Annotated in this window: 21 protein-coding genes and 1 tRNA gene; 16 read left to right on the forward strand and 6 right to left on the reverse strand. The window is 60.1% G+C overall.

Translation table 11 applies throughout. The features are described from left to right. Positions 1 to 31 precede the first annotated feature (31 nt). Positions 32 to 1,243 carry an O-succinylhomoserine sulfhydrylase gene (locus CXK96_RS09375; protein ID WP_102836198.1) on the forward strand — a complete coding sequence of 404 codons (1,212 nt, stop codon included), beginning with the start codon at positions 32 to 34 and terminating at the stop codon, positions 1,241 to 1,243. An 89-nt stretch (positions 1,244 to 1,332) separates the two neighbouring features. Here the strand turns inward: CXK96_RS09375 and gspD are convergent, their stop codons facing one another. Both gspD and CXK96_RS09385 read right to left on the reverse strand, forming a co-directional pair. Next, positions 1,333 to 3,603, reverse strand: coding sequence for a type II secretion system secretin GspD (gene gspD / locus CXK96_RS09380; protein ID WP_102836199.1), 2,271 nt, complete (start codon positions 3,601 to 3,603; stop codon positions 1,333 to 1,335). Between the two features lie 3 nt (positions 3,604 to 3,606). Beyond that, positions 3,607 to 4,140 carry a type II secretion system protein N gene (locus CXK96_RS09385; protein WP_180981510.1) on the reverse strand — a complete coding sequence of 178 codons (534 nt, stop codon included), beginning with the start codon at positions 4,138 to 4,140 and terminating at the stop codon, positions 3,607 to 3,609. A gap of 445 nt (positions 4,141 to 4,585) precedes the next feature. On the opposite strand from CXK96_RS09385, the gene CXK96_RS09390 reads away from it, so the two are divergent. The 5 genes from CXK96_RS09390 (at position 4,586) to CXK96_RS09410 (ending at position 9,548) form a co-directional block, all read left to right on the forward strand. Further along, positions 4,586 to 4,662 (forward strand) — tRNA-Asp (locus tag CXK96_RS09390). A 383-nt stretch (positions 4,663 to 5,045) separates the two neighbouring features. After that, positions 5,046 to 6,683: a methyl-accepting chemotaxis protein gene (locus CXK96_RS09395; RefSeq protein WP_102836201.1), complete on the forward strand. Its 1,638-nt coding sequence runs from the start codon at positions 5,046 to 5,048 to the stop codon at positions 6,681 to 6,683. A 232-nt stretch (positions 6,684 to 6,915) separates the two neighbouring features. Further along, the gene (locus tag CXK96_RS09400; RefSeq protein WP_102836202.1) at positions 6,916 to 8,355 is read left to right on the forward strand and encodes a cytochrome ubiquinol oxidase subunit I; all 1,440 of its coding nucleotides are present in this window, start codon (positions 6,916 to 6,918) and stop codon (positions 8,353 to 8,355) included. A 3-nt stretch (positions 8,356 to 8,358) separates the two neighbouring features. Next, on the forward strand, positions 8,359 to 9,366 hold the full coding sequence (cydB, locus tag CXK96_RS09405; RefSeq protein WP_102836203.1) for a cytochrome d ubiquinol oxidase subunit II: 1,008 nt from the start codon (positions 8,359 to 8,361) through the stop codon (positions 9,364 to 9,366). A gap of 23 nt (positions 9,367 to 9,389) precedes the next feature. Next, positions 9,390 to 9,548: a DUF2474 domain-containing protein gene (locus CXK96_RS09410; protein ID WP_102836204.1), complete on the forward strand. Its 159-nt coding sequence runs from the start codon at positions 9,390 to 9,392 to the stop codon at positions 9,546 to 9,548. A gap of 278 nt (positions 9,549 to 9,826) precedes the next feature. Here the strand turns inward: CXK96_RS09410 and CXK96_RS09415 are convergent, their stop codons facing one another. Both CXK96_RS09415 and CXK96_RS09420 read right to left on the reverse strand, forming a co-directional pair. Continuing rightward, complete coding sequence (locus CXK96_RS09415; RefSeq protein WP_102836412.1) at positions 9,827 to 10,864, reverse strand: AraC family transcriptional regulator; 1,038 nt, start codon at positions 10,862 to 10,864, stop codon at positions 9,827 to 9,829. Continuing rightward, complete coding sequence (locus CXK96_RS09420) at positions 10,861 to 11,871, reverse strand: carbon-nitrogen hydrolase (protein WP_102836205.1); 1,011 nt, start codon at positions 11,869 to 11,871, stop codon at positions 10,861 to 10,863. Before CXK96_RS09420 ends, CXK96_RS09415 begins: the two co-directional genes overlap by 4 nt. A 216-nt stretch (positions 11,872 to 12,087) precedes the next feature. Between CXK96_RS09420 and CXK96_RS09425 the strand changes: the two genes are divergently transcribed. From CXK96_RS09425 to CXK96_RS09445, 5 genes are all read left to right on the forward strand, one after another. Continuing rightward, positions 12,088 to 14,118 (forward strand): NADPH-dependent 2,4-dienoyl-CoA reductase, encoded by a 2,031-nt coding sequence (locus CXK96_RS09425; protein WP_102836206.1) that lies wholly within the window; start codon positions 12,088 to 12,090, stop codon positions 14,116 to 14,118. Between the two features lie 64 nt (positions 14,119 to 14,182). After that, positions 14,183 to 14,623 (forward strand): nuclear transport factor 2 family protein, encoded by a 441-nt coding sequence (locus tag CXK96_RS09430; protein WP_256061651.1) that lies wholly within the window; start codon positions 14,183 to 14,185, stop codon positions 14,621 to 14,623. Between the two features lie 189 nt (positions 14,624 to 14,812). Further along, a complete protein-coding gene (locus CXK96_RS09435) occupies positions 14,813 to 16,174 on the forward strand; it encodes a chromosome partitioning protein ParA (protein WP_102836207.1) in 1,362 nt (453 codons plus the stop codon). 13 nt (positions 16,175 to 16,187) lie between these two features. Further along, positions 16,188 to 17,132, forward strand: a complete 945-nt coding sequence (locus CXK96_RS09440; protein WP_256061655.1) for a 1-aminocyclopropane-1-carboxylate deaminase/D-cysteine desulfhydrase — start codon at positions 16,188 to 16,190, stop codon at positions 17,130 to 17,132. Between the two features lie 25 nt (positions 17,133 to 17,157). Beyond that, positions 17,158 to 18,261 carry a cyclic nucleotide-binding domain-containing protein gene (locus tag CXK96_RS09445; protein WP_102836208.1) on the forward strand — a complete coding sequence of 368 codons (1,104 nt, stop codon included), beginning with the start codon at positions 17,158 to 17,160 and terminating at the stop codon, positions 18,259 to 18,261. Between the two features lie 12 nt (positions 18,262 to 18,273). Here CXK96_RS09445 and chrA read toward each other — a convergent pair whose 3' ends face one another. Then, positions 18,274 to 19,491: a chromate efflux transporter gene (gene chrA / locus CXK96_RS09450; protein ID WP_102836209.1), complete on the reverse strand. Its 1,218-nt coding sequence runs from the start codon at positions 19,489 to 19,491 to the stop codon at positions 18,274 to 18,276. A gap of 90 nt (positions 19,492 to 19,581) precedes the next feature. After that, positions 19,582 to 20,514 (reverse strand): DUF1853 family protein, encoded by a 933-nt coding sequence (locus tag CXK96_RS09455; RefSeq protein WP_102836415.1) that lies wholly within the window; start codon positions 20,512 to 20,514, stop codon positions 19,582 to 19,584. 211 nt (positions 20,515 to 20,725) lie between these two features. Here CXK96_RS09455 and CXK96_RS09460 point away from each other — a divergent pair, with 211 nt between their 5' ends. From CXK96_RS09460 to CXK96_RS09480, 5 genes are all read left to right on the forward strand, one after another. Then, positions 20,726 to 21,613, forward strand: coding sequence for an NAD(+) kinase (locus tag CXK96_RS09460; protein WP_045426155.1), 888 nt, complete (start codon positions 20,726 to 20,728; stop codon positions 21,611 to 21,613). Beyond that, the gene (locus CXK96_RS09465) at positions 21,613 to 22,578 is read left to right on the forward strand and encodes a metallophosphoesterase (protein ID WP_102836210.1); all 966 of its coding nucleotides are present in this window, start codon (positions 21,613 to 21,615) and stop codon (positions 22,576 to 22,578) included. The genes CXK96_RS09460 and CXK96_RS09465 overlap by 1 nt, the downstream gene beginning before the upstream one ends. Next, positions 22,579 to 23,445 (forward strand): rhomboid family intramembrane serine protease, encoded by an 867-nt coding sequence (locus CXK96_RS09470; RefSeq protein ID WP_102836211.1) that lies wholly within the window; start codon positions 22,579 to 22,581, stop codon positions 23,443 to 23,445. Positions 23,446 to 23,524: 79 nt separating this feature from the next. Further along, positions 23,525 to 23,800, forward strand: coding sequence for a YeaC family protein (locus tag CXK96_RS09475; protein WP_102836212.1), 276 nt, complete (start codon positions 23,525 to 23,527; stop codon positions 23,798 to 23,800). Next, positions 23,800 to 24,633 carry a DUF2797 domain-containing protein gene (locus CXK96_RS09480; RefSeq protein WP_102836213.1) on the forward strand — a complete coding sequence of 278 codons (834 nt, stop codon included), beginning with the start codon at positions 23,800 to 23,802 and terminating at the stop codon, positions 24,631 to 24,633. The genes CXK96_RS09475 and CXK96_RS09480 overlap by 1 nt, the downstream gene beginning before the upstream one ends. Positions 24,634 to 24,687: the final 54 nt, after the last annotated feature.

The raw sequence follows: 24,687 nt of genomic DNA on the forward strand, positions 1-24,687 counted from the left end.
TTTGCCGCCACGGTCCAGGGTGGAAATGACTATGACAACCGACTGGGACGCAGGCCGTCTGGACAGTGATTTGTCCGGTGTGAGCATGGATACGCTGGCTGTTCGAGCGGGCCAGCGTCGCTCGCCTGAGGGGGAGCATGGCGAAGGGTTATTCCTCACGTCCAGCTACGTGTTCCGAAGTGCGGCTGACGCTGCGTCGCGTTTTGCCGGTGAGACGCCGGGGAATGTCTATTCACGCTATACCAACCCCACCGTACGAGCATTCGAAGAGCGTATTGCCGCCATGGAGGGCGCTGAGCAGGCCGTAGCGACCGCGTCGGGGATGTCCGCAATCCTGGCCATGGTGATGAGCTTGTGCTCCGCCGGCGACCACGTGCTGGTATCGCGCAGCGTTTTCGGAGCTACCGTTTCGTTGTTCGAGAAATACCTCAAGCGTTTCGGGCTGCAGGTCGATTATGTACCGCTTACCGATCTTGCAGACTGGGCGCCCGCATTCAAGCCCAACACCAGGTTGGTTTTCGTCGAGTCCCCCTCCAACCCGCTGGCCGAGTTGGTTGATATTGCCGAGCTGGCAGCGCTGTGTCGTAGCAATGGTGCCATGCTCGCGGTGGACAATTGCTTCTGCACACCTGTCCTGCAGCAGCCATTGGCGCTTGGTGCCGATATTGTCATTCATTCCGCCACCAAATACATCGATGGCCAAGGCCGCTGTCTCGGCGGTGTGGTTGCTGGTCGTGCCGAACAAATGAAGGAAGTGGTGGGATTTCTGCGCACAGCAGGACCGACGTTGAGCCCGTTCAACGCCTGGGTCTTTCTCAAAGGCCTGGAAACGCTGCGCCTGCGTATGCAAGCACACTGTGCCAGTGCGCGCGCATTGGCGGAGTGGCTAGAGCAACAGCCGGGGGTCGAGAAAGTTTATTACGCAGGGTTGCCTAGCCATCCTCAACACGAACTGGCCAAGCGTCAGCAGAAAGACTTTGGTGCGGTCCTGAGCTTCGAGGTGTCTGGCGGCAAAGAGGGCGCCTGGCGTTTCATCGATGCCACTCGCTTGATCTCAATCACGGCGAATTTGGGTGATAGCAAAACCACCATCACCCATCCCGGATCCACCACCCATGGGCGTCTATCTGCCGAAGACCGAGCCAAAGCAGGGATCCGTGATAGCTTGATTCGGGTAGCAGTGGGGCTTGAGGACGTGTCTGACCTGCAAGCTGATCTCGCACGAGGATTGGCTGCGCTTTAGATCGATACAGTAAAAAAAGCCCCGCTTAAGCGGGGCTTTTTTTACCGGCTGGACGCCGACGCAACCTGTCAGTGTCGAGTGTCAGTGGTTCAGTTCTTCATCGGCTCGAAATTCACCACAAAACCATCAAGCCGCTGTTCGATCTCCAGTTGGTCCCGAATCCGACTGGCTTCCTGCCGACTGTCTATCGGGCCCACGAAGACCCGGTGCGTGCGCCCGCTGACGCGCAGGTAGGCCTCAAATCCTTCCTCGCGAAGCTTGTTCGCCAGCCCCCGGGCACTGTCGCCATTTTGCAGGCTCGCCAGCTGCACTGCCCAGCCTGAGCGAACCGGCGCTCGAACCAGAGGCTGCGGTTGTGCGGTGAAGCTCTGTGGCGCGCGTTGCGTTGCCGGTGTAGCGGGCATACGGCTGCGTTGGCTGGGTTCGTTGGAGCGCAGGTCGATTGCCGGGGCCGGCTGTCCCTGCCCATCGAACAGGCCTTCAGGCGTGGCTGGCAGGATACTCGGGCTGCCTGGACTGGTTTCGATGACTCGGATGTCGCTGTACTTTTTGCCGGACAGCGCGGCCAGGCCAGCACGGTCGCGAATCACTGTCGGCCGCAGAAACACCATCAAGTTGCGTTTGATATGACTTTCCTGGGTGGAGCGGAACAACGCTCCCAGCAGCGGGATATCGCCGAGCAGCGGCACCTTGGAATCGGTACGAGTCACGTCGTCCTGAATCAAACCACCCAGTACGATGACTTGGCCGTCTTCGGCGAGGATGGTGCTCTTGATTGATCGCTTGTTGGTCACCAGATCCACGGCCTGCGCCGAAAGGCTTGCGGACGGTGCGATCGAAGAAATCTCCTGCTCGATCTCCAGGCGCAGCGTGGCGCCCTCGTTGATATGCGGGACCACCTTGAGTGTGACGCCGATATCCTCTCGCTCGATCGTGGTAAACGGGTTGTTCGCACCAGACGCGTCGGTTGTGTAGGTGCCGGTCTGGAACGGCACGTTCTGTCCCACCAGAATCTCGGCTTCCTGATTGTCTAGCGTCAACAGGCTCGGGGTCGAGAGCAGATTGCTCTTGCTGTTGGCAGACAGTGCGGTAATCAGTGCACCAAAGCTACGCGTGCCAACACCGATGATGGCGCCGTCGGGCAGATTGCTTGGGATCTCATTGTCATTGATGGCGTTGAGCACGCTGCCGATGGAAAGGCCCGTGTTACCGAAGCTGACACCACCGACTCCGCCAGTGCCACCTCGCGCATCCACGGCCCACTGCACGCCAAGTGCGTCAGTGATGTCACCGGATACTTCGACGATGGCTGCTTCTACCATCACCTGAGCCCGGGGCACATCGAGTTGGCGAACTATCGATTCGAGCGTCGAGATCAGTTCCGGTTCGGCCAGCATGACCAGAGCGTTGAGGCTCTCGTCGGCGCGAATGAGTATGTTCTGCTGGCGACCACCCTGGGCTTCGCCATCTCCAGGTGTGGCAAGCCCTTCAGAAATGTCTCCGAGCGTCTCGGCGAGCGATTTGGCGTCATTGTGGCGCAGGCGAATCACTCGGGTATTGGCTGAGCGCGTGCTGGGTGAATCGAGTGTCTTAGCCAGGCTGGCCAACTTCTGGCGGGCCAGTTCTGGTCCGGTAAAGATCAGACGGTTAGTGCGCGAATCGGCAATGATCTGCGCACCGGCAGTGTCTTTGGCTTCTCCGCGTGCCAAGGTATTACGCAGAACCTCAGCGATGTCCACAGCCCAGCCGTATTGCAGATTCACCACCGAGTAATCGTCGTTTTGGGCTTTGTCGAGCTGCCGTACCAGGTCTTCGATGCGCGCGATGTTGGCGCTGCGGTCGCTGATGATCAGCGCGTTGGCTGAGCTGACGGCCGCAAGATGCCCGTATTGCGGCACCAGGGGACGGATCAATGGAATCAATTCAGTGGCAGAGGTGTGCTGGACCTGGATGACGCGGGTCTCCAGCAGATCTCCACCGGTCGGTCCTCCGCCAGCCTCCGACTTGGCTTCAGCATTGGGCACGATTCGAGCGACTTCACCCTGAGTGAGCACGCTGAAGCCGTGGGTGGCCATGACTGACAGGAAGAGCTGGTAGATTTCTTCAAGGGAAAGGGTCGTTGACGACACGACGCTCACTTGTCCCTTTACGCGAGGATCGACGATAAAGGTCTGGCCGGTCAGCTGGCTTATCTGATCGATAAAGGCCCGGATATCGGCATCCTTGAGGTTGATCGTCCAGCCGTCCTGTTGGGTCTCGCTCGGCTCGATTCCTGGGTCGGCGGCGTACAGAGGCAGGGGAGCGGCAAGCAGACCGGCGGCGAGCAAGGCAATGAGCGGGCGGGAGCAAAATGGCAGCATCGGTCAGTTGTCTTCCGTGGTCTGTTCGTCGGAGGGCATGGTTTCTGGCGGGCTTGTAGTCCCTTCCATCTGTTGTCGGAGTGCTTCCATCTGCTGTTGAAGCATCTCGGCTTGCGGATCGAGTATTTCCTCCTCCGCTGGCTCACTATAGTCGGGCAGGCTATCGAGCGCGGCCGTGGGGGAGCGAACGCTTGGGAAAAACAAGCTCTCGATACGATCACCACGCTTCACTTCGACCCTGTCTGGGTGAACGCTGTACAGGCGCACCCCCGATTCAAGCTCCTGGTCAATTCGGTAAAGCTGTGGCGGTTGGCTGCTCAGCTGAATGATTGCGGTCGACCGAGCCGGGTCCGCATGAACGAAGCTGCCTAGCAAGGTTAGATTAGAACTCGATTCGCCGGGCCTATAGCTCTGGTCGGTTGAAGGAGGAGATCCAAATAGCTGCTCCATTCGCTCGAGATCAGGTGCGGCCCCGGCAGCTTGGCGATCGTCCAGCATAGCGGCAGGCGGCATTTGAGTCAGTTTGAGCCAGGTCATGATTTGGCCAGCCAGATAGAGGCCGAACAGCACGACGACAACTGCGCTAACGACCAGGGGCGCATACTGGCGAACTTTCTGCAGTGCTGCGGGGGAAGCCAAGCTAGGCGCTCCATGAAACCAAGTAATTGATGATGGTGACCGCTTGTTCGGATCGCGGAAGCTGCAAGCGGCGGGCTTGGCTGGCAGTGTAGACCCAGACCATGACAAACAAGCACCTGAGTATGCCAGTGCAACTGACTGTTTTTCAGGCAAAAGGTGCCCAACGGCCGGTCAATTACAGCAACCATTTGGGTTCGCCGTTATTTTTTTATAAATAATCGCGGCACAGTGTTGACTTGGTGAGGGGGGGGGCGTAAATTGCGCGCCTCGCAGGGCGATCAGCCACTAGTCACAACGGTTGAGAATTGAAGCTTTGCGAATCGGACGAAAGTCCGGCCGACGCGCAGCGGTAGTTCAGTCGGTTAGAATACCGGCCTGTCACGCCGGGGGTCGCGGGTTCGAGTCCCGTCCGCTGCGCCATATCTGCTTCCCATTTGCGGAAGCCACGCGAAAAGCGGCCTTAAGGCCGCTTTTTTCGTTTCTACCTTCCTCATGCTCGTTTCGATCTCATCAATCTGACCCATCCACGCCGATGCGTCTGGTCTGGATCTGCACGCCTGTGTATCAAGCTAAATTCTCAAACTTGTACATTCAACGTGCGCGGTGAAGGTTTTTTCGCTCTTCGGGAGGGTTTTTCATCCGAATCACCACTTGTTACTGCCGATAAGCGCGAAATACTTGTACAAAGATATATCAATGTGCCATCTTCTTGTACAGGATATGGCCGGCTCAGAGTGTTCTGGTGGCGCGCCGTAACGACCTTTATCGCTGGCTGCCTAGCAGCTCCCGTACAGAGACTCATCATGAACAAGCATATGTCAGTGTCCAGGCGCCTCGGTCTCGGTTTTTTCGTCGTACTCGCGTTGATGGCGGTTGTTGCGATGATCAGTGCGTTCAAGGTCGACACCATTGATCAGACCATGAAGAGCATCAGTTCTCAGGCAGGTTTGAAGCAGCGCTACGCGATCAACTTCCGAGGAAGCGTTCACGACCGGGCGATTGCAGTACGCGATGCGGTAAGCGCGGCTGACCCGAATTTTGCGCGTAATCGGGTAGCTGAAATCGACCGGCTTGCAAAAATGTATGCCGACTCGGCCGGTCCGATGAAGGCAATGTTGGCCCAGCGCACTGCTGACCCTATCGAGCTTCAACTGATGGGACAGATCGAAGCGGTAGAAGTGAAGACCAATGAGCTGACCCGGCAAGTCATCGATATGCGGTTCGCTCAAGGCTCGGAACGAGCCTACGCCTTTCTCCTGGAAAACGTCGCAGGTGGCTATGACGAATGGCTGCGCCTGATCAACGCCTTTATCGATCATCAGGAGATGTCCATAAATCAGCAGGTGACCGTAGTACGTGATACGGCTAGCGGCTTTCTCATGCTCATCGTCACTGTCACCGGCATAGCGATTTTGTTGGGCACGGCGATCGCAGTGCTGATCATCCGCAAGTTGCGATCAACCCTCGGCGCAGAGCCAGATGAAGTGGCCCGCGTAATCGGCAACCTTGCCGATGGCGACCTCGGCCAGGTGATCCTCACCCGCTATCCGGACAGCGTTATGGGTGCGACTGCAAAAATGGCCAGCCGATTGACCGGCATCATCGCCGAAGTTCGTGCGGCTGCAGACGGGCTTGGCGTGGCGTCAGGAGAACTGCTGACCTCATCGTCCAACAGCAATCAGCAGATCCAGCAGCAGTCCGCCGAGGCCGAGCAGGTGGCGACCGCCATTAATCAGATGGCAGCGACCGTCAGTGAAGTCGCCAACTTCGCTGCCCGCGCCGCGTCTGCAGCCAAAAGTGCCGACGAGCAAGTCGAGACCGGTACCCGTGTGGTGGGTGAAACGGCGATATCGATCCACAATCTGGCCAAGGTGCTTGAGGAGGCCACCGAAACTGTTACCCAGGTTTCCGAGCAAAGCGGCAGCATCGAAAAAATTCTTCAGGTCATCACCGCCATTGCAGAGCAGACCAACCTTTTGGCCCTGAATGCTGCCATCGAGGCGGCGCGCGCCGGGGAGCACGGCCGAGGATTCGCGGTCGTGGCCGACGAGGTGAGGTCGCTGGCCAACCGTACCCAGCAGTCATCGAGTGAGATCAGTGAAATGATCGAGTCCTTGCAGGCTGGAGCAGGCAAGGCGACAGAGGTGATGCAGGCCAGTAGGCGAATGGCGCAACAGACGGTCGAGCAAACTCACGAGGCGGAGGGGGCGCTGTCGAAGATTCGCCAAGAGGTCGGCTCGATCAACGAAATGAATGCTCAGATCGCAACGGCCTCGGAAGAGCAGAGTGCGGTGGCCGAGGAGGTGAACCAGAGCGTCACGCGCATCCATGATTCGGCCGTCGCCAGTTCTGCTGCCTCCAATCAAGTCGCCGCCTCGAGTCGAGACCTGACGACGCTCGCTCAGGAGTTGAATCGCAAGGTGGGTTACTTCCGAGGCTGATGCTGCGTGGTGATGCCTTGCTGATGCGCTGAACCCCGCGACGTGACCGTTGCTGCACATGCCGGACAGCAACGTGCCAGAGGTTGGCCTGACCACAACCTTCGAGCGTTTACCTTGACCTGCGTCAACCTGTAACGGGGTAATCGACGCACCCTTGCGGTTTAATGCTGTCAGTAATGCGTGCTTTGACTAACAAGCCAGGGGCTGGTGGCATACTGACGAGGGGTGGTTAATGTTCGGTTTGGAAGCGCTTGAGCTTGCGCGAATCCAGTTTGCTTTCACGATTTCGTTCCACATCATCTTTCCAGCGATCACCATTGGTTTGGCGAGTTTCCTGGCGGTGCTGGAAGGGTTGTGGCTGAAAACCAAGCGCCAGGTCTATCGAGATCTCTACCATTTCTGGCTGAAGATTTTTGCCGTCAACTTCGGTATGGGGGTGGTCTCTGGCATCGTCATGGCGTACCAGTTCGGCACGAACTGGAGCGCCTATTCCGAGTTTGCTGGGAGCGTCACGGGGCCGTTGCTGGCTTATGAGGTGCTTACCGCATTCTTCCTGGAGGCGGGTTTCCTCGGGGTCATGTTGTTTGGCTGGAACCGCGTTGGCGCTGGGCTGCATTTCTTTTCTACATTGATGGTCGCAGTCGGCACTTTGATTTCAACCTTCTGGATCCTGGCATCCAACAGCTGGATGCATACCCCGCAGGGTCACGAGATTATCGATGGCATCGTGATTCCAGTGGACTGGTTTGCCATCGTCTTCAACCCATCGTTTCCTTACCGTCTGACCCACATGGCGATTGCCGCGTTTCTCGCGACGGCGTTCATGGTAGGCGCCTCCGCCGCATGGCACCTGCTGCGCGGCAACGACAACCCCGCAGTGCGCAAGATGCTGTCCATGGCAATGTGGATGGCGCTTATCGTTGCGCCAATCCAGGCGGTGGTGGGGGATTTCCATGGTCTCAACACCCTGGAGCATCAGCCCGCCAAGATCGCCGCGATGGAGGGCCACTGGGATAACGCTTCAGGTGAGCCAACGCCGCTACTGTTGTTTGGCTGGCCAGACATGGAGCGGGAAGAAACTCGCTACAAGGTCGAAATTCCTTATTTGGGCAGTCTGATTCTCAAGCACAGCCTGACCGAGCAGATCCCGGCGCTGAAGGACTTCCCCAAGGAGGACCGGCCCAATTCAACCATTGTTTTCTGGACCTTCCGGATCATGGTTGCGTTGGGGCTGCTGATGATCTTCACCGGTTTCTGGAGTCTGTGGCTGCGTCGCGGCGGCAGACTATTTCACTCCAAGCCATTCTTGCGTCTTGCATTGCTGATGGGCCCGTCGGGGATTCTCGCGATTCTCGCCGGTTGGTTTACCACCGAGGTTGGGCGGCAGCCCTGGGTGGTGTACGGGATCATGCGGACTGCCGATGCGGTATCCAACCATAGCGCCGGGCAGCTGGGGCTGACCCTGGCGATGTTCGTCCTGATTTACTTTGCGGTATTCGGCATTGGTTTCGTCTACGTCCTTCGTCTGATCGGCAAAGGGCCGATCATCAATGAAGGCAACGAGAAGGGCGCCGGTGGGCCGGGCGAGAAGCGCACGCCGATGCGGCCTCTGTCCGCAGCAGACGAGGCGATCCCTCACGATCATGGTGACCAACTGGGCGAGAGGAACTGAGTTATGGGAATTGATCTTTCGCTGATCTGGGCCGTCATCATCATCTTCGGCATCATGATGTACGTGGTGATGGATGGGTTCGATCTGGGTATTGGCATCCTCTTTCCGTTTCTGGCCGATACCTCCGAGCGCGATGTCGCGATGAATACCGTGGCGCCGATCTGGGACGGCAACGAGACCTGGCTCGTCCTAGGTGGGGCCGGACTGTTCGCCGCGTTCCCGCTGGCTTATTCGGTTGTGCTTTCGGCGCTGTACCTGCCGATCATCTTCATGCTGATGGGGTTGATCTTTCGTGGTGTGGCGTTCGAGTTTCGCTTCAAGGCCAGCGCGGCCCGACAGCACGTCTGGGACAAGGCCTTTGTTGGTGGCTCGCTGGCCGCAACCTTCTTCCAGGGGGTCGCACTGGGTGCCTTCATCCATGGCTTCCCTGTGGCTGATCGCGCTTATGCCGGTGGCCCACTGGACTGGCTGACGCCGTTCTCGGTGTTCTGCGGCCTGGCCCTGATCGTGGCGTATGCCTTGCTTGGCTGCACCTGGCTGATCATGAAAACCGCCGGTGACCTGCAGAAACGCATGCATGACATCGGTATTCCGCTGGTCTGGGCGGTGCTGGCCGTTACCGGCATCGTCAGTATCTGGACGCCGCTGACCCATCCGGATATCGCGGAGCGCTGGTTCAGCATGCCGAATCTGATCCTGTTCCTACCGGTGCCGATTCTGGTGCTGGCGTGCACCTTCGGGCTGCTGCGATCAATCAAGCGTTACGCCCATTATTCTCCGTTCCTGTTTACCCTGGCGCTGATCTTCCTGGGTTACAGCGGACTCGGGATCAGCCTCTGGCCAAACATCATTCCGCCATCCGTCACCATCTGGGACGCCGCTGCGCCACCCCAGAGCCAGGGGTTCACCTTGGTCGGAGCGCTGCTGATCATTCCGCTGATCCTCATGTACACCGCCTGGAGCTATTACGTGTTTCGCGGAAAGGTCAGTGCAGAAGACGGCTATCACTGAAACGGGCCGTCACGGAGCGATATATGCAAAACAAGCACGAAAGCGGTGCAGCCGAGCCCAAGCCTCTGTGGAAGCGCATGACCTGGTTGGTTCTGATCTGGTCAGCAAGCGTACTCGCCCTAGGAGTAGTGGCCTGGCTGATCCGACAGGCGATGACTGCAGCGGGCTTGACCTCGCCCTGATCACCGAGCTAGAGCCTTTTAGCGCACGTGCGGCGATATGGCGCGTTGTGGCTGCAGCCTGCTCAGGCTATTTAATGGTCATCCGCGCTGTGAAGTGCTTCATGTTTCCGTCATGTATGCAGGTTAGTTTCGCTGGCATGGACTTTGAAAAGCAGAACTAGGCAAACCTGAGAAGAGGATCGTTTCTATGGACGACTATCAAGACGAAATACTCGAATGGCATGCATCTGAGCAGGATGGGCCAGAGCCTGCTGACGACGCGTTCGAGCTTTGACAGATCACTCGGCTCGCCGTTGTGCGCGCCGATACTCTCCCGGCGTCTGTCCGCTCCAACGTTTGAATGCCCGCTGAAAGGCTTCCGCCGAAGAAAACCCGAGTAACCAGGCGATCTCGCCGAACGCCGATTCGGTGTCGCGGATGTAAGCCATGGCGAGATCTCGCCGAGTGTCGTTGAGAATCGCTCGGTAGCTGGTGCCTTCTTCATCCAACTTTCTACGCAGCGTCCAGGGCGGCAGTTGCAACCGTCCTGCGACCTGCTGCAGATCAGGTTCCTGGCCCTTGAGCATTGGCCCGAGCAGCTGAGCCACGCGCTCGCGGAGGCTGCGGGTGCGGGTGCGGAGCTCCAGTTCAGCTTCGCAAAGCTCAAGAAGCTGGCGCCAGGTGCCCGGGCAGTGTTCCGGGTTACGGAGCGCCAGCGTCGCCTGATCCAACCGCAGCTGATTGTGCTCCGCTGCGAATTCGGCGGGTTTCCCAAAAAATGTTTCGTAGCGTGCGGCGTAATTGGGGCGCAGAAATTCGATCTGCACCGCAACCGGATTGAGTGGTTGGCTCGCGACCGCACCAAGTTGCGTAACCCAGCTGGCCAAAACTGTATCTACGACAAACTGGTTGTAGCTGTTGTATGGGCTGATCGAATAGAACCTGAGCCAGGCACCGGTCGTATCCTCATGAAACCCTGAGGCGCCTCGGTAGTTGCTCGCATAGAGCGGCTCGTAGCGAATCAGCGCACGTGCGGCTTCGCGCACCGTAGGGGCTTGGGCTGAGGTCACCCCGACGAGTCCGAGGTGACCGGCCTTGCGTAGCCGCCCCATTTCGAGCCCCAGCCCAGGATCTCCCACCAGCTGCATGGCCGCATGGCCCAGCCGCATGTAGCGGGGGATGGACAGTCGCGCTCGCGGCTCCGACAGCCGCGCATGGTCGAGGCCGTACGCATCCAGCAGCGGTTGTGGGTCGATGTGTTGTTCCTGCAAGGCACTGATCAGGCTGTGCACGAAGCCGACCGAAAGATCACCGAGGCGAACCCGTTGACGATTCATGGTCGACTTGGCAACCACAGGTTGTTCAATCGCACCGGCTCGCCATGAAGGTGTCTTGTCGGTCTGCGAGGTGAACCTACGAGATTCCAGGGTAGTCCGAGTGTTTGCACCTCCATCCGTGCCAATGTTGCCGTTGTGCTTAGGTTCGCGCCGCAGGTGTTCAGCGGTTCGTCACGCGCACCCGGCACCGCCAGCAGCTCGGCTTCTTCGGAGACGTGTCGTGTATAGCCGTCACAGCCGAGCAGCACGATCAAACGCCCAGCTGGTGTCTGGAGCACCGATGGCGCCCGGTCCTCAGGCGCTTCGCTGTAACGGCGCTCGTAACGGCTCAGATGCTTCTTGTACTGCAGCGGGCCCAGCACATCGCCGTCTGGCATAAACGTTAGGCTGACCTGCCGAAGCGGCCCGCTACCGCTTCGAAGTCGACCCTCGTCCAGATAGGGTTCAGGCAGCACGATCGAGCCGGCGACGAGCGTCACGCCATACGCTTTCGCCAGACCTCCGAAAATTTCCTGATAATCATCGGCCATTTTCCGTGCCTTGAGCTTCAGTACCGCTTCGGTGCGGCGATCATCCCCTTCGTTATCCAGCAACGCCCGCAGGTAGTCCCATGGATTGCTCAGCGCCATCCATTGCATGGCGTCGCGTAGCGTACGGGCCTGCTGGACTTCAGGCTTCTCGCCGAGGGCGAACAAGCCGGTGCCGACATGCTCGGGCAGAATTACAACGGTTCGCGCATTCAGCAATCCGGCTGCTCGCGCCTGGTCCAGGTAGGTGGCGAACTTCAACCGCAATCGTTCGCGGCTCTGGTAGTCCGCCGGCATCAGCCGGGTCTCGATACCGAGCAGGTTGCCGGTCTCACTCGGCTGGCCATGACTCTCGATTGGCAATATCCGGAGATCGGACAGCAGAGGCCCACTGCGACGATCACGGGTCCAGTCGAGATAGATGATGAGCGCCGCCAGGGCGAGGGCGGCGATGCCGAGCAACTTGCTATAGGTGCGCATGCGATACAGAACCGAAGGTGTTGCGCAGAGCCTAGGCATCGTGCTGCCGTTTGCCAAGCGTTTTGCGCGTTTCAGTCAGATAGTTGTAATTTTCGGTCATTGAGCGCGCGGCAGGTGCTGTTTATCGTCACGGCATTGCGACTGCGCCCAACAGAGGCGTGGCGACCGACCGAAGTATTACTGGCACTGGCTGTGCCGCCTGATCGAGGAACGAACATGACTGCTTTTCCGCATCTGCTGGCTCCGCTGGACCTTGGTTTTACCACGCTGCGCAACCGAACACTGATGGGCTCGATGCACACCGGCCTGGAAGAGATGCCTAACGGTTTCGAGCGCATGGCCGCCTTTTTCGCCGAGCGGGCCCGTGGAGGTGTTGGCCTGATCGTCACCGGTGGGGTCGGGCCGAACGAGGAAGGTTCGGTACGCGCCGGAGCAGCCAAGTTGTCGACACCTGAGGAAGCAGAAGAGCACAAGGTGGTCACCCAGGCGGTGCACGAGGCGGGTGGCAAGATCTGTATGCAGATTCTCCACGCCGGGCGGTATGCCTACAGCCCGCAGCTGGTAGGTCCTAGCGCCATCCAGGCGCCGATCAACCCCTTTACGCCACGCGAGCTGGACGAAGAGGGCATCGAAAAACAGATCCGTGACTTCGTCCACTGCGCAAGCCTGGCTCAGGAGGCTGGCTATGACGGCGTCGAAATCATGGGGTCAGAAGGCTACTTCATTAACCAGTTCCTGGTAGCCCATACCAACCACCGCACCGATCGGTGGGGCGGCAGCTACGAAAACCGTATGCGTCTACCGGTTGAAATCGTCCGTCGCGTACGCGAAGCGGTTGGTGCCGAATTCATCATTATTTATCGCCTCTCGATGCTCGATCTGATGGAAGGCGGCAGTACCTGGGATGAGGTACTGATGCTGGCAAAGGCCATTGAGCAAGCCGGTGCCACCTTGATCAACACCGGAATTGGCTGGCACGAGGCCCGCATTCCGACGATTGCCACCAAGGTGCCTCGCGCGGCTTTTACCAAGGTAACGGCGAAACTGCGCGGCCAGGTCGGCATTCCGCTGGTCACTACCAACCGCATCAACACGCCGGAAGTCGCCGAGCAGGTCCTGGCAGAAGGTGATGCAGACATGGTGTCCATGGCGCGTCCGTTCCTTGCTGATCCTGATTTCGTCAACAAGGCGGCCGCGGACCGCAGCGACACCATCAACACCTGTATCGGCTGCAACCAGGCCTGTCTGGACCATACGTTCAGCGGCAAACTGACCACCTGCCTGGTCAATCCACGGGCGTGCTACGAGACCGAGCTGAATTACATCCCCACCACAACGATAAAGAAAATAGCGGTGGTGGGTGCGGGCCCGGCTGGCTTGGCGGCTGCTACCGTAGCAGCGGAGCGTGGCCATCAGGTGACGCTGTTTGACTCGTCGAGTGAGATTGGCGGTCAGTTCAATATCGCCAAGCGTGTGCCGGGCAAGGAAGAGTTCTTCGAAACCCTGCGCTACTTCAAGAGCAAGCTGCAGAGCACTGGCGTCGATGTCCGTCTGGACACCCGCGTCAGTGCGGCTGACCTGCTGGCGGGCGCCTTTGATGAGATCATCCTGGCAACCGGTATCGCGCCGCGCACACCGGATATCCCAGGTATCGATCATCCAATGGTGATCAGCTACATAGACGCGATCCTGCAACGCAAGCCCGTTGGGCAACATGTGGCGGTGATCGGGGCCGGTGGGATCGGTTTCGACGTGTCGGAATTCATCACACACAACGGCCTATCGACCAGCCTCGACAGAGAGGCATTCTGGCGCGAGTGGGGTATCGATCTCGCGCTGGAAGCTCGGGGTGGGGTTGCCGGCGTTCAGCCGGAGCCGCATGCGCCGGCACGGCAGGTCTATCTCCTGCAGCGCAAGAAGTCCAAGGTGGGCAACGGCCTGGGCAAGACAACCGGTTGGATTCACCGCACGGGGCTGAAGAACAAGCACGTGCAGATGATCAGTGCCGTTGAATACCTGGCGGTCGACGATAAAGGCCTGCACATCCGTGTGGCCGATGGCGAGCCGCAGGTGCTTCCGGTTGATACGGTCATTGTCTGCGCCGGCCAGGACCCATTGCGTGAATTGCAGGGCGAACTCGAGGCGGCCGGGCGTCAGGTTCACCTGATCGGCGGAGCCGATGTCGCCGCAGAACTCGATGCCAAGCGCGCCATCAACCAGGGTTCACGGTTGGCCGCTGAAGTCTGATCCAGACAAGTCCCGCTTCTCACGCAGTCTGTTTGGCGGGACTTTTTCGTATAGGAGCGACGATGTGAGTACATCCCTTGCGCTACAACCGGCCGCTGGCGAAACCTTGAAACGGTGGCATCAGATGATTGCAGCCGGAGATCTGAGCCGGCTTCCGGAGCTCTTGCATCCACAGGCGGTGTTCCGCTCGCCGATGGCCTTCGTGCCTTACGAAAGCGCGGCAGCGGTCAATCTGATCCTCAATACAGTGGTGACGGTGTTCGAAGATTTTGCCTACCACCGCGAGTTGGCGAGCGCCGATGGGGCAGATGTCGTGCTGGAGTTCAGCGCGCGCGTCGGTGACCGCCAACTCAAGGGCATCGACATGATTCGCTTCGATGAAGCAGGGCTGATTACCGATTTCGAAGTGATGGTTCGGCCGATGAGCGGACTGCAGGCGCTCGGTGAGGAGATGGGCCGGCGCCTGGCACCTCAGCTCGCGTCACTGAAAGGCCGACCGGCTTAGTCCGACCTGTTCACACTTTGTCGGTGGCGTTTCGACCGCTGCTCCTGGCGCCGAAGTCGCTGCCAACCCAGTCACATTGCCGGTTTCGCTTTTTCCCCTACACTTTGCGCCAACCATGGGCTAGCGGGGCGCCACGAACCCGCAGCGCGGATTCCCGCGGGCCGTTTCAAGTTGTTGAGGAAGCCGAGCATGCAGATCAAACCGCAGACGGTCGAGGCCGTACTGTTCTTCAATGATGGCGGCGTCTGCAAGGAAATGCTCTACCCCGAGTTCGAGGCCATGCTCGATGGGGTGGTGAGCATGCGGGAATTTGCCGATCAGCAGATGCAGGTCGCGTATGTGCTGATCAACCCTCGGCTACAGATTCGCGCGGCGGTTTTCTTCTATCTCGATTTCGACGAGGACGGATCAGCCGACAGTGGCTGGAATATTCCGCTGCGCAGCCTTGCCGAACGCACCGGGCGCGGGCCGGACCTCGGCGCCGGGCCGATTCGCCTGGCCTGTCGTAGCCAGTGCCCGGTTTCCTGGCACCAGATGCACTTATGGGACCCGGACTTGACGCCTGGCAAGAATCACTTCGTCATGTTGCGTGATCGCATCAAGCGCAACCAGTTGGGGCTGCTGGTCGAAGAGGAGACATCGCAAACCGTGCCCGCCGAGCGCCTGCAAATGGTGGCCGAAGATACCTGGTACGCGCCGGACGCGGCCAAGCAGGTCGCCACTCGCCGCGCCGAGCAGCTTGAAAAGGAACAACGACTCAAGGCTGCGCAGTTGATCAAGCAACAGCGTTTGCGCATTGCCAGCCTGGAACAGTTGCGTGAGGCCGACATCGGCAAACTTCGAGAGCTGGCCGCTCAACAGCAAGCAACGCTGCAGAACGAACTGGCTCGATTGCGTGGCGAGTTGCTTGAGCAGGAGCAGCAGACAGTGAAACTTCGCGCGCAGCTCGCAGAGCAGGCCGAGGGCTTCAAGAAGACCCGCGAAGAGATGAGCCGGCAGTTGCGTGCGGTTGAGCAGAACAGTCGCGACGAAGCTGACGCTGCCCGGGCGCGCTTCAGCACCGAGGTGCAGGTGCAAGTCGCCGCAGCGGTAGCCGAATACAAGGAACAGGTTGCTATCCGGGACGTCGAGCTGGCTTATCGCAACGAACTGGATGCGCAGCTTCAGGATGAGATCGAAGCGCTGCAGAAGCAGGTCGGGGTGCTGACCGAGCAGACTGGTGACCGGGTGCTTGAACGTCTTTCCCGGCTCGGCGTGATATTCATGGCTTATCATCCAGGCGCCGGGCATCTGACAATCGTGCTGCAGGACATGGCGGGTTATCAGGAGAATCCCCTGGCCTATGCCGCCGCTAAATGCGGTGTCTCCGAGGAGCAATACGGCAAGTGGGTTCAGCATTATCAGCAACCAACCTGTGTGGCCAGTCTCTCGACGGGCGAGCGCTGCAACATGCCATTGGATAAGGTGGAGTCACCCGCACGCTTCGTGATCGGCGAGTCCAACTGCTGCGCCAGGCACCGGTCTCAGGATCGCCTGCGTATCGGTAGCTGACAGGGTCTCTATTATTTCTGTGTCCATCCCCAGTCTGGCCTCGATACCGCTGCAGCGGCTTGATTTGCCTTGGCTGCACGCAGCCGATGTTCAGGTTGCCATGCTGCGCCTGGATCTGATCGACCCCGAGCTGTCCGGCAACAAGTGGTTCAAGCTCGTCCACCACCTCGCTGCGGCACAGGCCGGCGGCGCGTCAGGGCTGATCAGCGTTGGCGGCCCTCATTCCAATCACTTGCACGCGCTTGCAGCGGCGGCCAAGCGTTACGGCCTGGGCAGCGTTGGGCTGCTGCGCGGCCATGCGCAGCAAACAGCGACTGTCGAAGACTTGCAGCGCTTCGGCATGCAGTTGCACTGGCTGGGTTATGGCGGTTATCGCGATCGGCACCGGGCGGATTTCTTCGATACCTGGCGCGACCGGTATCCTGACTACTACAGCGTGCCTGAAGGTGGTGGCGGGCTTGCTGGTGCGCTGGGTTGCGCTCCGTTGGTCGGTCATGCGCAAACTCGCCTGGCCGCCCTCGGGTGGACGGATTACGACGGCTGGTGGCTTGCCGCGGGCACCGGTACCACCTTGGCCGGGTTGGTGATCGGTGAGGCGCAGCAGCGCAGGAGAACGGTCCATGGAGCCCTGGCAGGCCCGCCTTCGCACGGTGTAGCGGACGAGGTGAGTCGATTGCTGCATGACGCTGGCACAGCTGATTCTGGGTATCAGCTGATCGATGCCTGCCGCGGTGGCTTCGGTCGATTCGATGAGCCGCTGGCTCGGTTCCTGCTGGAGACCGAAGCGATGGCAGGGGTGCCGCTGGAGCCTGTTTACACGGCCAAGGCGATGATGGCATTGCGCCTTAGTGTACAGGGCGGTTATTTTGCCGCTGGTACGCGGCTCATCTTCGTGCACACCGGTGGCCTGCAGGGCAGGAGAGCTGCCGAGGCGCAACTGGAAGAGCTGCTGCGCTGACCTCTCGCTCCCTTGGGATTCATGGATGAACAAGCCGCTAGCTTCGGATCTGCTCCAACGCCTGGTTCCGCTCAACACGCTGCCGTCTCGGTATTTGCAGGAGATTCGTCATCAGTTGGTGTCGCGTACCCTCGCACCAGGCGAGGTGCTGTTCGATGAGCAGACGCCGTCGGGGCTTAGCTATTTTCTGCTCAGCGGCACCCTGTTGCAGCTGACGCCGGATGGCGAGCGTCGTTTGGTTGCGGGCTCGTCTGAAAGTTGCCATGTTTTTGCCTCCGGCGTACGGCTGAACAAAGTCTGCGCCCTGGAAGATGCCAGCGTGTTGTGCATCGACAGTGCGCAGCTCGAGCGCCTTGTGACATGGCAGCATGCCAATGCCGATCTGCTGTTGGAGCTGGCAACGGCAGGTGAGCTGACCGACTGGCTCGAAGCGTTGCTGGAAAACCCGTTGTTCGCCAAGGTGCCCCCAGCAAACGTACGCGACATGCTTACCAAGCTCGAAACCATCGACCTCCCGGCCGGCCACGTGCTGCTGCGTGAAGGTGAGGCTGGCGACTGTTGCTACTTTCTGAAGAGCGGCCGCGCCGAAGTCATGACCGGCCTTGGCAGCGCCAGCCAGGTAGTGGCGGAGCTGGACGTCGGAGCCTGTTTTGGGGAAGAAGCGCTGCTGACCGACGCACCGCGTAACGCCACCGTTACGCTGATCGAGGATGGCTGCGTGCTAAAGCTGGCGCGTGAGAATTTCGTTGCGCTATTGAAAGCGCCGGTGGTTGACGAGCTCAGCCTCGAGGAGGCCAACGCGCTGATCGAGCAGGCTGCTCAATGGCTGGATGTCCGGTTGCTGGAAGAGTATGAGCGGGGGCATGCCCAGCAAGCGCTGACGATGCCACTGCATCTGTTGCGGCTGAAGACGCGATTGCTAAAGCAGGATCGGTTGTACCTGTGTTACTGCGACAACGGCAAACGCAGCGCCAGCGCGGTGTTTCTGCTGACGCAGTTGGGCTTCAGCGCTTATCCGCTGCGGGGCGGCCTCGACGGGCTGTCGGCGGAGGATTATGCGACGTTGCTCTGTGAGCAGGGTAGCGGTTACCTCGCACGTTCCGGCGGGCGTACCGAACTCAGCGGTTGAGCCGATGTGATCCTAGCTCAGCATGACAAGTAGCCAGCCGCCGATGCCACCGGCCATCACCACCAGCCAAGGCGGAAGCTTCCACACCATCAGTGCTGCCAGAGCAATCGCTGCCAGGACAATGTCACCGGGACCAAAAATCGCGCTGGTCCACACCGGATCGTACAGCGCAGCAAGTAACAGGCCGACCACCGCCGCATTCACACCGCCCAGCGCAGCCTGCATCCTTCGATTGGCGCGCAGACGATCCCAGAAAGGCATAGCGCCAAATACCAGTAGAAACGACGGGATGAACACGGCAATCAGGCACAGCGCGGCATTGATCAGACTGCTGCCGCTGTCCATCGAGGCCCCGAGAAAAGCTGAGAAGGTGAACAGCGGTCCTGGGACCGCCTGGGCTGCGCCGTAACCGGCCATAAACGTGTCGTTGCTGACCCAGCCGTTGGGCACGACTTCGGCTTGCAGTAGCGGCAGCACCACGTGGCCGCCCCCGAAGACTAAGGCCCCGGCGCGGTAGAAGCTGTCGACCATCGCCACCAGCTGGTTGCTTGAGACAGCAGCCAAGGCAGGCAGCAGCAGCAGTAATGCAAAGAACAGCAGCAGCGCCACGACGCCGGCTGTTCGGCTCACGCGAGGCTGGAAGTGCGTCAGGCCGGACGCCGCAGCAGGACGAAACATCAGCAGTCCCGTCAGACCGGAGATGGCAATGACGACCAGCTGCGCCCAGGCACTGGCCAACAGCAGAACGGCGCATGCAGCCAGCAGGGCGATAGCGATACGCGGGCCATCGGTGCACAGATTACGCGCCATTCCCCATACCGCCTGAGCTACGACCGCGACCGCGACGATTTTCAGTCCGTGGAGGACTCCGTCCGGCAAGCTGTTTCCCCAGCGGCCGACGCCAAGCGCGAACAATGCCAGCGCGATCGCTGAGGGCAGGGTGAATCCCGTCCAGGCCGCAAGAGAACCGCGATAGCCGCCCCTCAGCAACCCTATGGCGATCCCGACCTGGCTGCTCGCCGGGCCGGGGAGAAACTGACAGAGCGCAACCAAATCCGCATAGCGTTGCTCGTCGAGCCAGCGCCGGCGGTGGACGAACTCTTCACGGAAATACCCCAGGTGCGCCACCGGACCGCCAAATGAGGTCAGGCCCAGGCGCAGAAATAACAGAAAAATTGTCCACGGACTCGAGTGTTCCGGGGCGTTTGAATGGAGCTGGTCCGAGCTCATCGAGGCTGACCCTTGCGGTGAAAGGAGGTGGCACTGCTGTCGCCGCTCAAGTCTGCAGGATGCGGATGACGTTTTCACGTCAGCTGCGGCTCAGTGAGCCGGCCAGGCGCTGGGTACCAGGAACAGACGCTCTTGTTCGATCCAGGTCCCGTTCGCCTGCGGCTCCAGGCGCACCAGCATTTTCGCTTGGCGCTGACCCTCTACTTCGCTGAGCCAACGATCGAAATCGGCCCGCTTCCAAACGTCATCCAGCGGCATCTGCGCAGGTGCCAGCCATGCATGCCGGGGTAGCGGTTGCCAGGTGGCGCGATCGTCGTGTCCAGCGAAGCTGGCCCAGTCTGGGTGACGCAGCCAGCGCCCGCCCAGATGTCTTGGGTCGGCGCCAACAGGCGCAGAGCACCTGCTTGCTAGCGGCCGGAACAGATAGCCGCCCAGCCACAGTGCGCTGTTGATCTGGGCGCAGGTCAGCTCGCTGAGCAGCAGCTGCGCGGCGGGCTCCGACGGCAGCCTGAGTTGATGCTCGCAAAGCCGCCGCAGCTTGATATCGAGCCGGTCGTGGCTGCCGGGGCCCAGCCAGCGATCGTGCCGTGCGCTGTCGCCGTCCAGCCCAAGGTAGAACTTGACGGCCAGTTCCAGGTGATGGACGCCTTCCCGGTCGCGCAGGAGCAGATCCAGTTCGCCGAGGGTATGACCGTCTTGACGGATCGGCAGATTTGCCACCAGCAGATCGATATCCGGCGCCTGGCACAACGCAAATTGCCAGAGTCGCTCGTAATACAGGCCCAGCCGCCGAACACTGCGTTGTGCAAGCCAGGCATCAAGAACGCCCGGCTGCGTGTCGAGCAGGCGCAGCCAGTCCGCGAGTTCATCAGGCTGATCAGCCCAGCGGCTGGCCGTGAGGGGGTGTCGCTGTGGTGCCGGGGCTTCGCTCAGCAAAGGTGGCGAAAGCAGCGCCCAGGCGAGATCCCGCACGGCGGGGTGCTGCAGGCTGGGAAGCAGATCACCAAGACAAGGAAGATTCATGCAAGCAGCATAGCCGAGGTTGGTTTGCTGCCACTTCCAGCTTTCGCCCATAATTCGTCGGCTGCATTGCGACAGGGCATCCAGGTCAACACAGGGCGTTGAACTTGAGTGTGCCTACGCGACACCAAATCAGTGCCTGTTAAGCTTCGGCCGGTCGGTGTTTCTTCTGTTGCGCAATTGCTTGTCACCCGTCTCGCCTCAGGGAGCTTCAATGGATCAGTTCCGCAATATCGGCATCATTGGCCGCCTGGGCAGTTCCCAGGTGCTGGATACCATTCGCCGGTTGAAGAGATTCCTCGTGGAGCGCCACCTGCACGTGATTCTCGAAGAAAACATCGCTGAGGTGCTGCCTGGCCATGGCATGCAGACCTCGTCGCGGCAGCGTCTCGGCGATTCCTGCGATCTGGTGATCGTGGTGGGTGGCGACGGCAGCCTGCTGGGCGCGGCGCGTGCGCTGGCCAAACATCGGGTCCCGGTGCTGGGGATCAACCGTGGCAGCCTTGGGTTTCTCACCGACATCCGCCCTGATGAGCTGGAAGAGAAGGTCGCGGAGGTGCTCAGTGGGCAATACACGCTCGAGAATCGTTTCCTGCTCGAGGCTCAGGTGCGGCGCTTCGAGGAGTCCATCGGTGAAGGCGACGCGCTCAACGACGTGGTGCTGCATCCCGGCAAGTCGACCCGGATGATCGAGTTCGAGCTGTACATCGATGGTCAGTTCGTCTGCAGTCAGAAGGCCGACGGGCTGATCATTGCCACCCCCACAGGCTCTACGGCCTATGCGCTGTCCGCCGGCGGGCCGATCATGCACCCACGCCTGGATGCGATCGTGGTTGTTCCGATGTACCCGCATACCTTGTCCAGCCGGCCGATCGTGGTGGATGGCAACAGCGAGCTGAAAATCGTCGTTTCCCCGAACATGCAGATCTATCCGCAGGTCTCCTGTGATGGGCAGAACCATTTCACCTGTGCGCCAGGCGATACCGTCACGGTGCGCAAGAAACCGCAAAAGCTTCACCTGATCCACCCGCTTGACCACAATTATTACGAGGTCTGCCGCACCAAACTTGGCTGGGGCAGCCGACTCGGTGGAGGGGAATAGTGTTTGTCGACCCGGAGCGCAGCTACGACCTGATCGGGGACGTGCATGGTTGTGCCCACACCTTGACCCGCCTGCTCGAGCAGCTGGGCTATCGTAAGCACGGCGATGTGTGGCGGCATCCACGCCGACAAGTGATCTTTCTTGGCGACATCATCGATCGCGGCCCCCGAATTCGCGAGGCGCTGCATCTGGTCCATGCAATGGTTGAAGCGGGGCAGGCGCATTGCATCATGGGCAATCACGAATTCAACGCGCTGGGCTGGTATACCCCGGCACCGCCCGAGAGCGGCAAGACCTTCGTTCGTGATCACACGCCGCGTTACGCCATGCTGTTGCAGCATACCTTTGAGCAGTTCGAGCAATATTCGGAAGAGTGGAGTGCCTTCCGCGAATGGTTCATGACCTTACCGCTGTACCTCGAAAGCGAGCGTTTTCGCGTCGTGCATGCGTGCTGGGACAACGCTGTGATCAGTCAGCTGCGACTGCGACTGCGGCTGAGCCAGGGCCGCGTCGATCTGGATTTTCTGCGTGACGCGGCGTTCAGCCAGGGCTTCGCTGCCAAGGCGCTGGACCGGCTCCTGCGCGGCACCGACATGCCGCTGCCGGAAGGCCTGACCTTGACCAGTGCTGAAGGCTTCACCCGAAGTTTTTTCAGAACGAAGTTCTGGGAAGAGAACCCCCAGACCTACGGCGATATCGTTTTTCAGCCCGACGGCCTGCCGGAGAAGGCTGCGCGGATGCCGCTCAGCACAAGTCAGAAAAATAAACTGTTGCTCTATGGCCCCGATGACCCGCTGTTGTTTGTCGGGCACTACTGGCGCAGCGGAACGCCGGCGCCGATCCGCCCCAACCTCGCCTGTCTTGATTACAGCGCGGTGAAATACGGCAAGCTCGTCGCCTACCGGCTCGATGAGGAAACCAGACTCGACCCGGCGAAGTTCGTCTGGGTAGACGTGGAGCGATAGATGAACATCGTTGAGGCGCTGCGCCTGCCATTGTCAGAAGACCTGAGCGGATTCATCGCCTTGTTGCATCGCCTGCAGGTCCCTTGCCGGGTCTCGGAAGAGTCCGGCGAGCAGGTGTTGCGGGTGCCGGCAGCAACCGCTGAACAGGTCCGAGAGCTGTATCAGCGCTACCCCAAGGGCGATGGCGCTGTGGTGGCCGAACAACCGGCACGCCGGGGCGGCGGTTTCTTAGCCAGCCTTCGCCGCAGCCCGCTGACAGCAGCCGTGTTGCTGCTGACGGTGATCGCCGCCGCGATCACCATGCTTGGTGAAAACTTCGAGACCATCCGCTGGTTCAGCTTTGGTGACTTCCGCATCGACGGTGAGTACGCCTACTTTGCGACGCTCGAGCAGACGCTGGCCGCCGGGGAGTGGTGGCGACTGGTGACGCCCATCTTCGTCCATTTCGGCTTCCTGCACCTTGCCATGAACTCAATGTGGTACTGGGAACTCGGGCGGCGCATCGAATATCGACAAGGTGCGCTGATGTTGCTTGGCCTTACGCTGGTGTTCGGTGTCGTGTCCAACGTGGCGCAATACACCTACGGCGGCCCGGGCCTATTTGGCGGCCTATCCGGCGTCTTGTACGGACTGCTCGGGCATTGTTGGCTGTTCCAGAAACTGTCGCCCGACGAGGCCTACCGGTTGCCCCCAGGCGTTGTGGTGCTGATGCTGGTCTGGCTGGTGATCTGCCTGACGGGCGTGATCGAAGTGGTCAGCTTCGGCGCCTTGGCGATTGCCAACGCAGCCCACGTTGGCGGGCTGGTGGCCGGCTGCCTGACGGGCATTCTAGGGGGGCTGCTGTCGCGCCGCAGGGCCGCGGTCTAGTGCAGCACAACGGCTGATCGGTTTTCCCTAAAACCGCGGCGCTCGGTAGAATGCGCCCTCGTTTCCCCGGGAGCCGGTCATGTCGTCCTTTATCGAAGCCATCGAAAACATCACCCCTGAAATCTACGAAAACCTGAAGACCGCCGTCGAGCTGGGCAAGTGGAGCGACGGCCGCAAGTTGACGCCCGAACAGAAGGAAACCTGCCTCGGCGCAATGATCGCCTGGGAGCTGAAGAATCTGCCGGAAGAGGAACGTACCGGCTACATGGGTGGCCAGGAATGCGCCTCCAAGAGCAAGAACAAGGCGCCAATCGATACCAGCCTGTTTTCACCCGCTTCCGGGACCCGACACTGATGCTCGAGCTGGGACGCGGCGCCCTGAGCAAGATGTCGATTCAACTGGGTGATCAGGCCCAGTATTCCTTCCGCCTGAACGACACGCTGGTTCCGGTCAATCCACTGATCGGCAAGACGATTCGGCTGGAGTACCTGGGCGCCATCCATTGCAGCCACTGTGGTCGCAAGACCAACAAGAGTTTCAGCCAGGGTTATTGCTATCCCTGCTTCAAGAAACTGCCGCAATGCGACATCTGCATCATGAGCCCGGAAAAATGCCACCACGACTTCGGCACCTGCCGCGATCCGCAGTGGGGCATGGACTTCTGCATGACCGACCACGTGGTGTATCTCGCCAACTCGTCGGGCATCAAGGTTGGCATCACACGTGCTACGCAACTGCCGACGCGCTGGCTCGATCAGGGCGCCAGCCAGGCGCTGCCGATCATGCGCGTCGCGACTCGACAACAGTCGGGTATGGTCGAAGACCTGTTGCGCAGTCAGGTGGCAGACCGCACCAACTGGCGCGCGCTGCTCAAGGGCGATGCTGAGCCCATTGATCTGGTCGAGATCCGTGAACAGATCTTCGATGCCTGCGCCGAAGGGTTGCGGGAGCTGCAACAGCGCTACGGGCTACAGGCGATCCAGCCAGTGGCCGATGCACAGGTGCTGGAAATCCGCTACCCCGTTGAGGCCTACCCAACCAAGATCGTCAGCCTGGACCTGGAAAAGACGCCGGTGGTCGAAGGCACCCTGCGTGGCATCAAGGGTCAATATCTGATTCTCGATACAGGCGTTATCAACGTTCGCAAGTTCACGTCGTATCAGGTAGCTGCAAGCAGCGCGGCGTAGGGTGGATCACGCGTCACCGATCCACCGGGTGGCGATCCACCGGGTGGCGATCCA

The organism is Stutzerimonas stutzeri (assembly GCF_002890895.1).
In the GTDB taxonomy this organism is placed as follows: Bacteria; Pseudomonadota; Gammaproteobacteria; order Pseudomonadales; family Pseudomonadaceae; genus Stutzerimonas; species Stutzerimonas stutzeri_AB.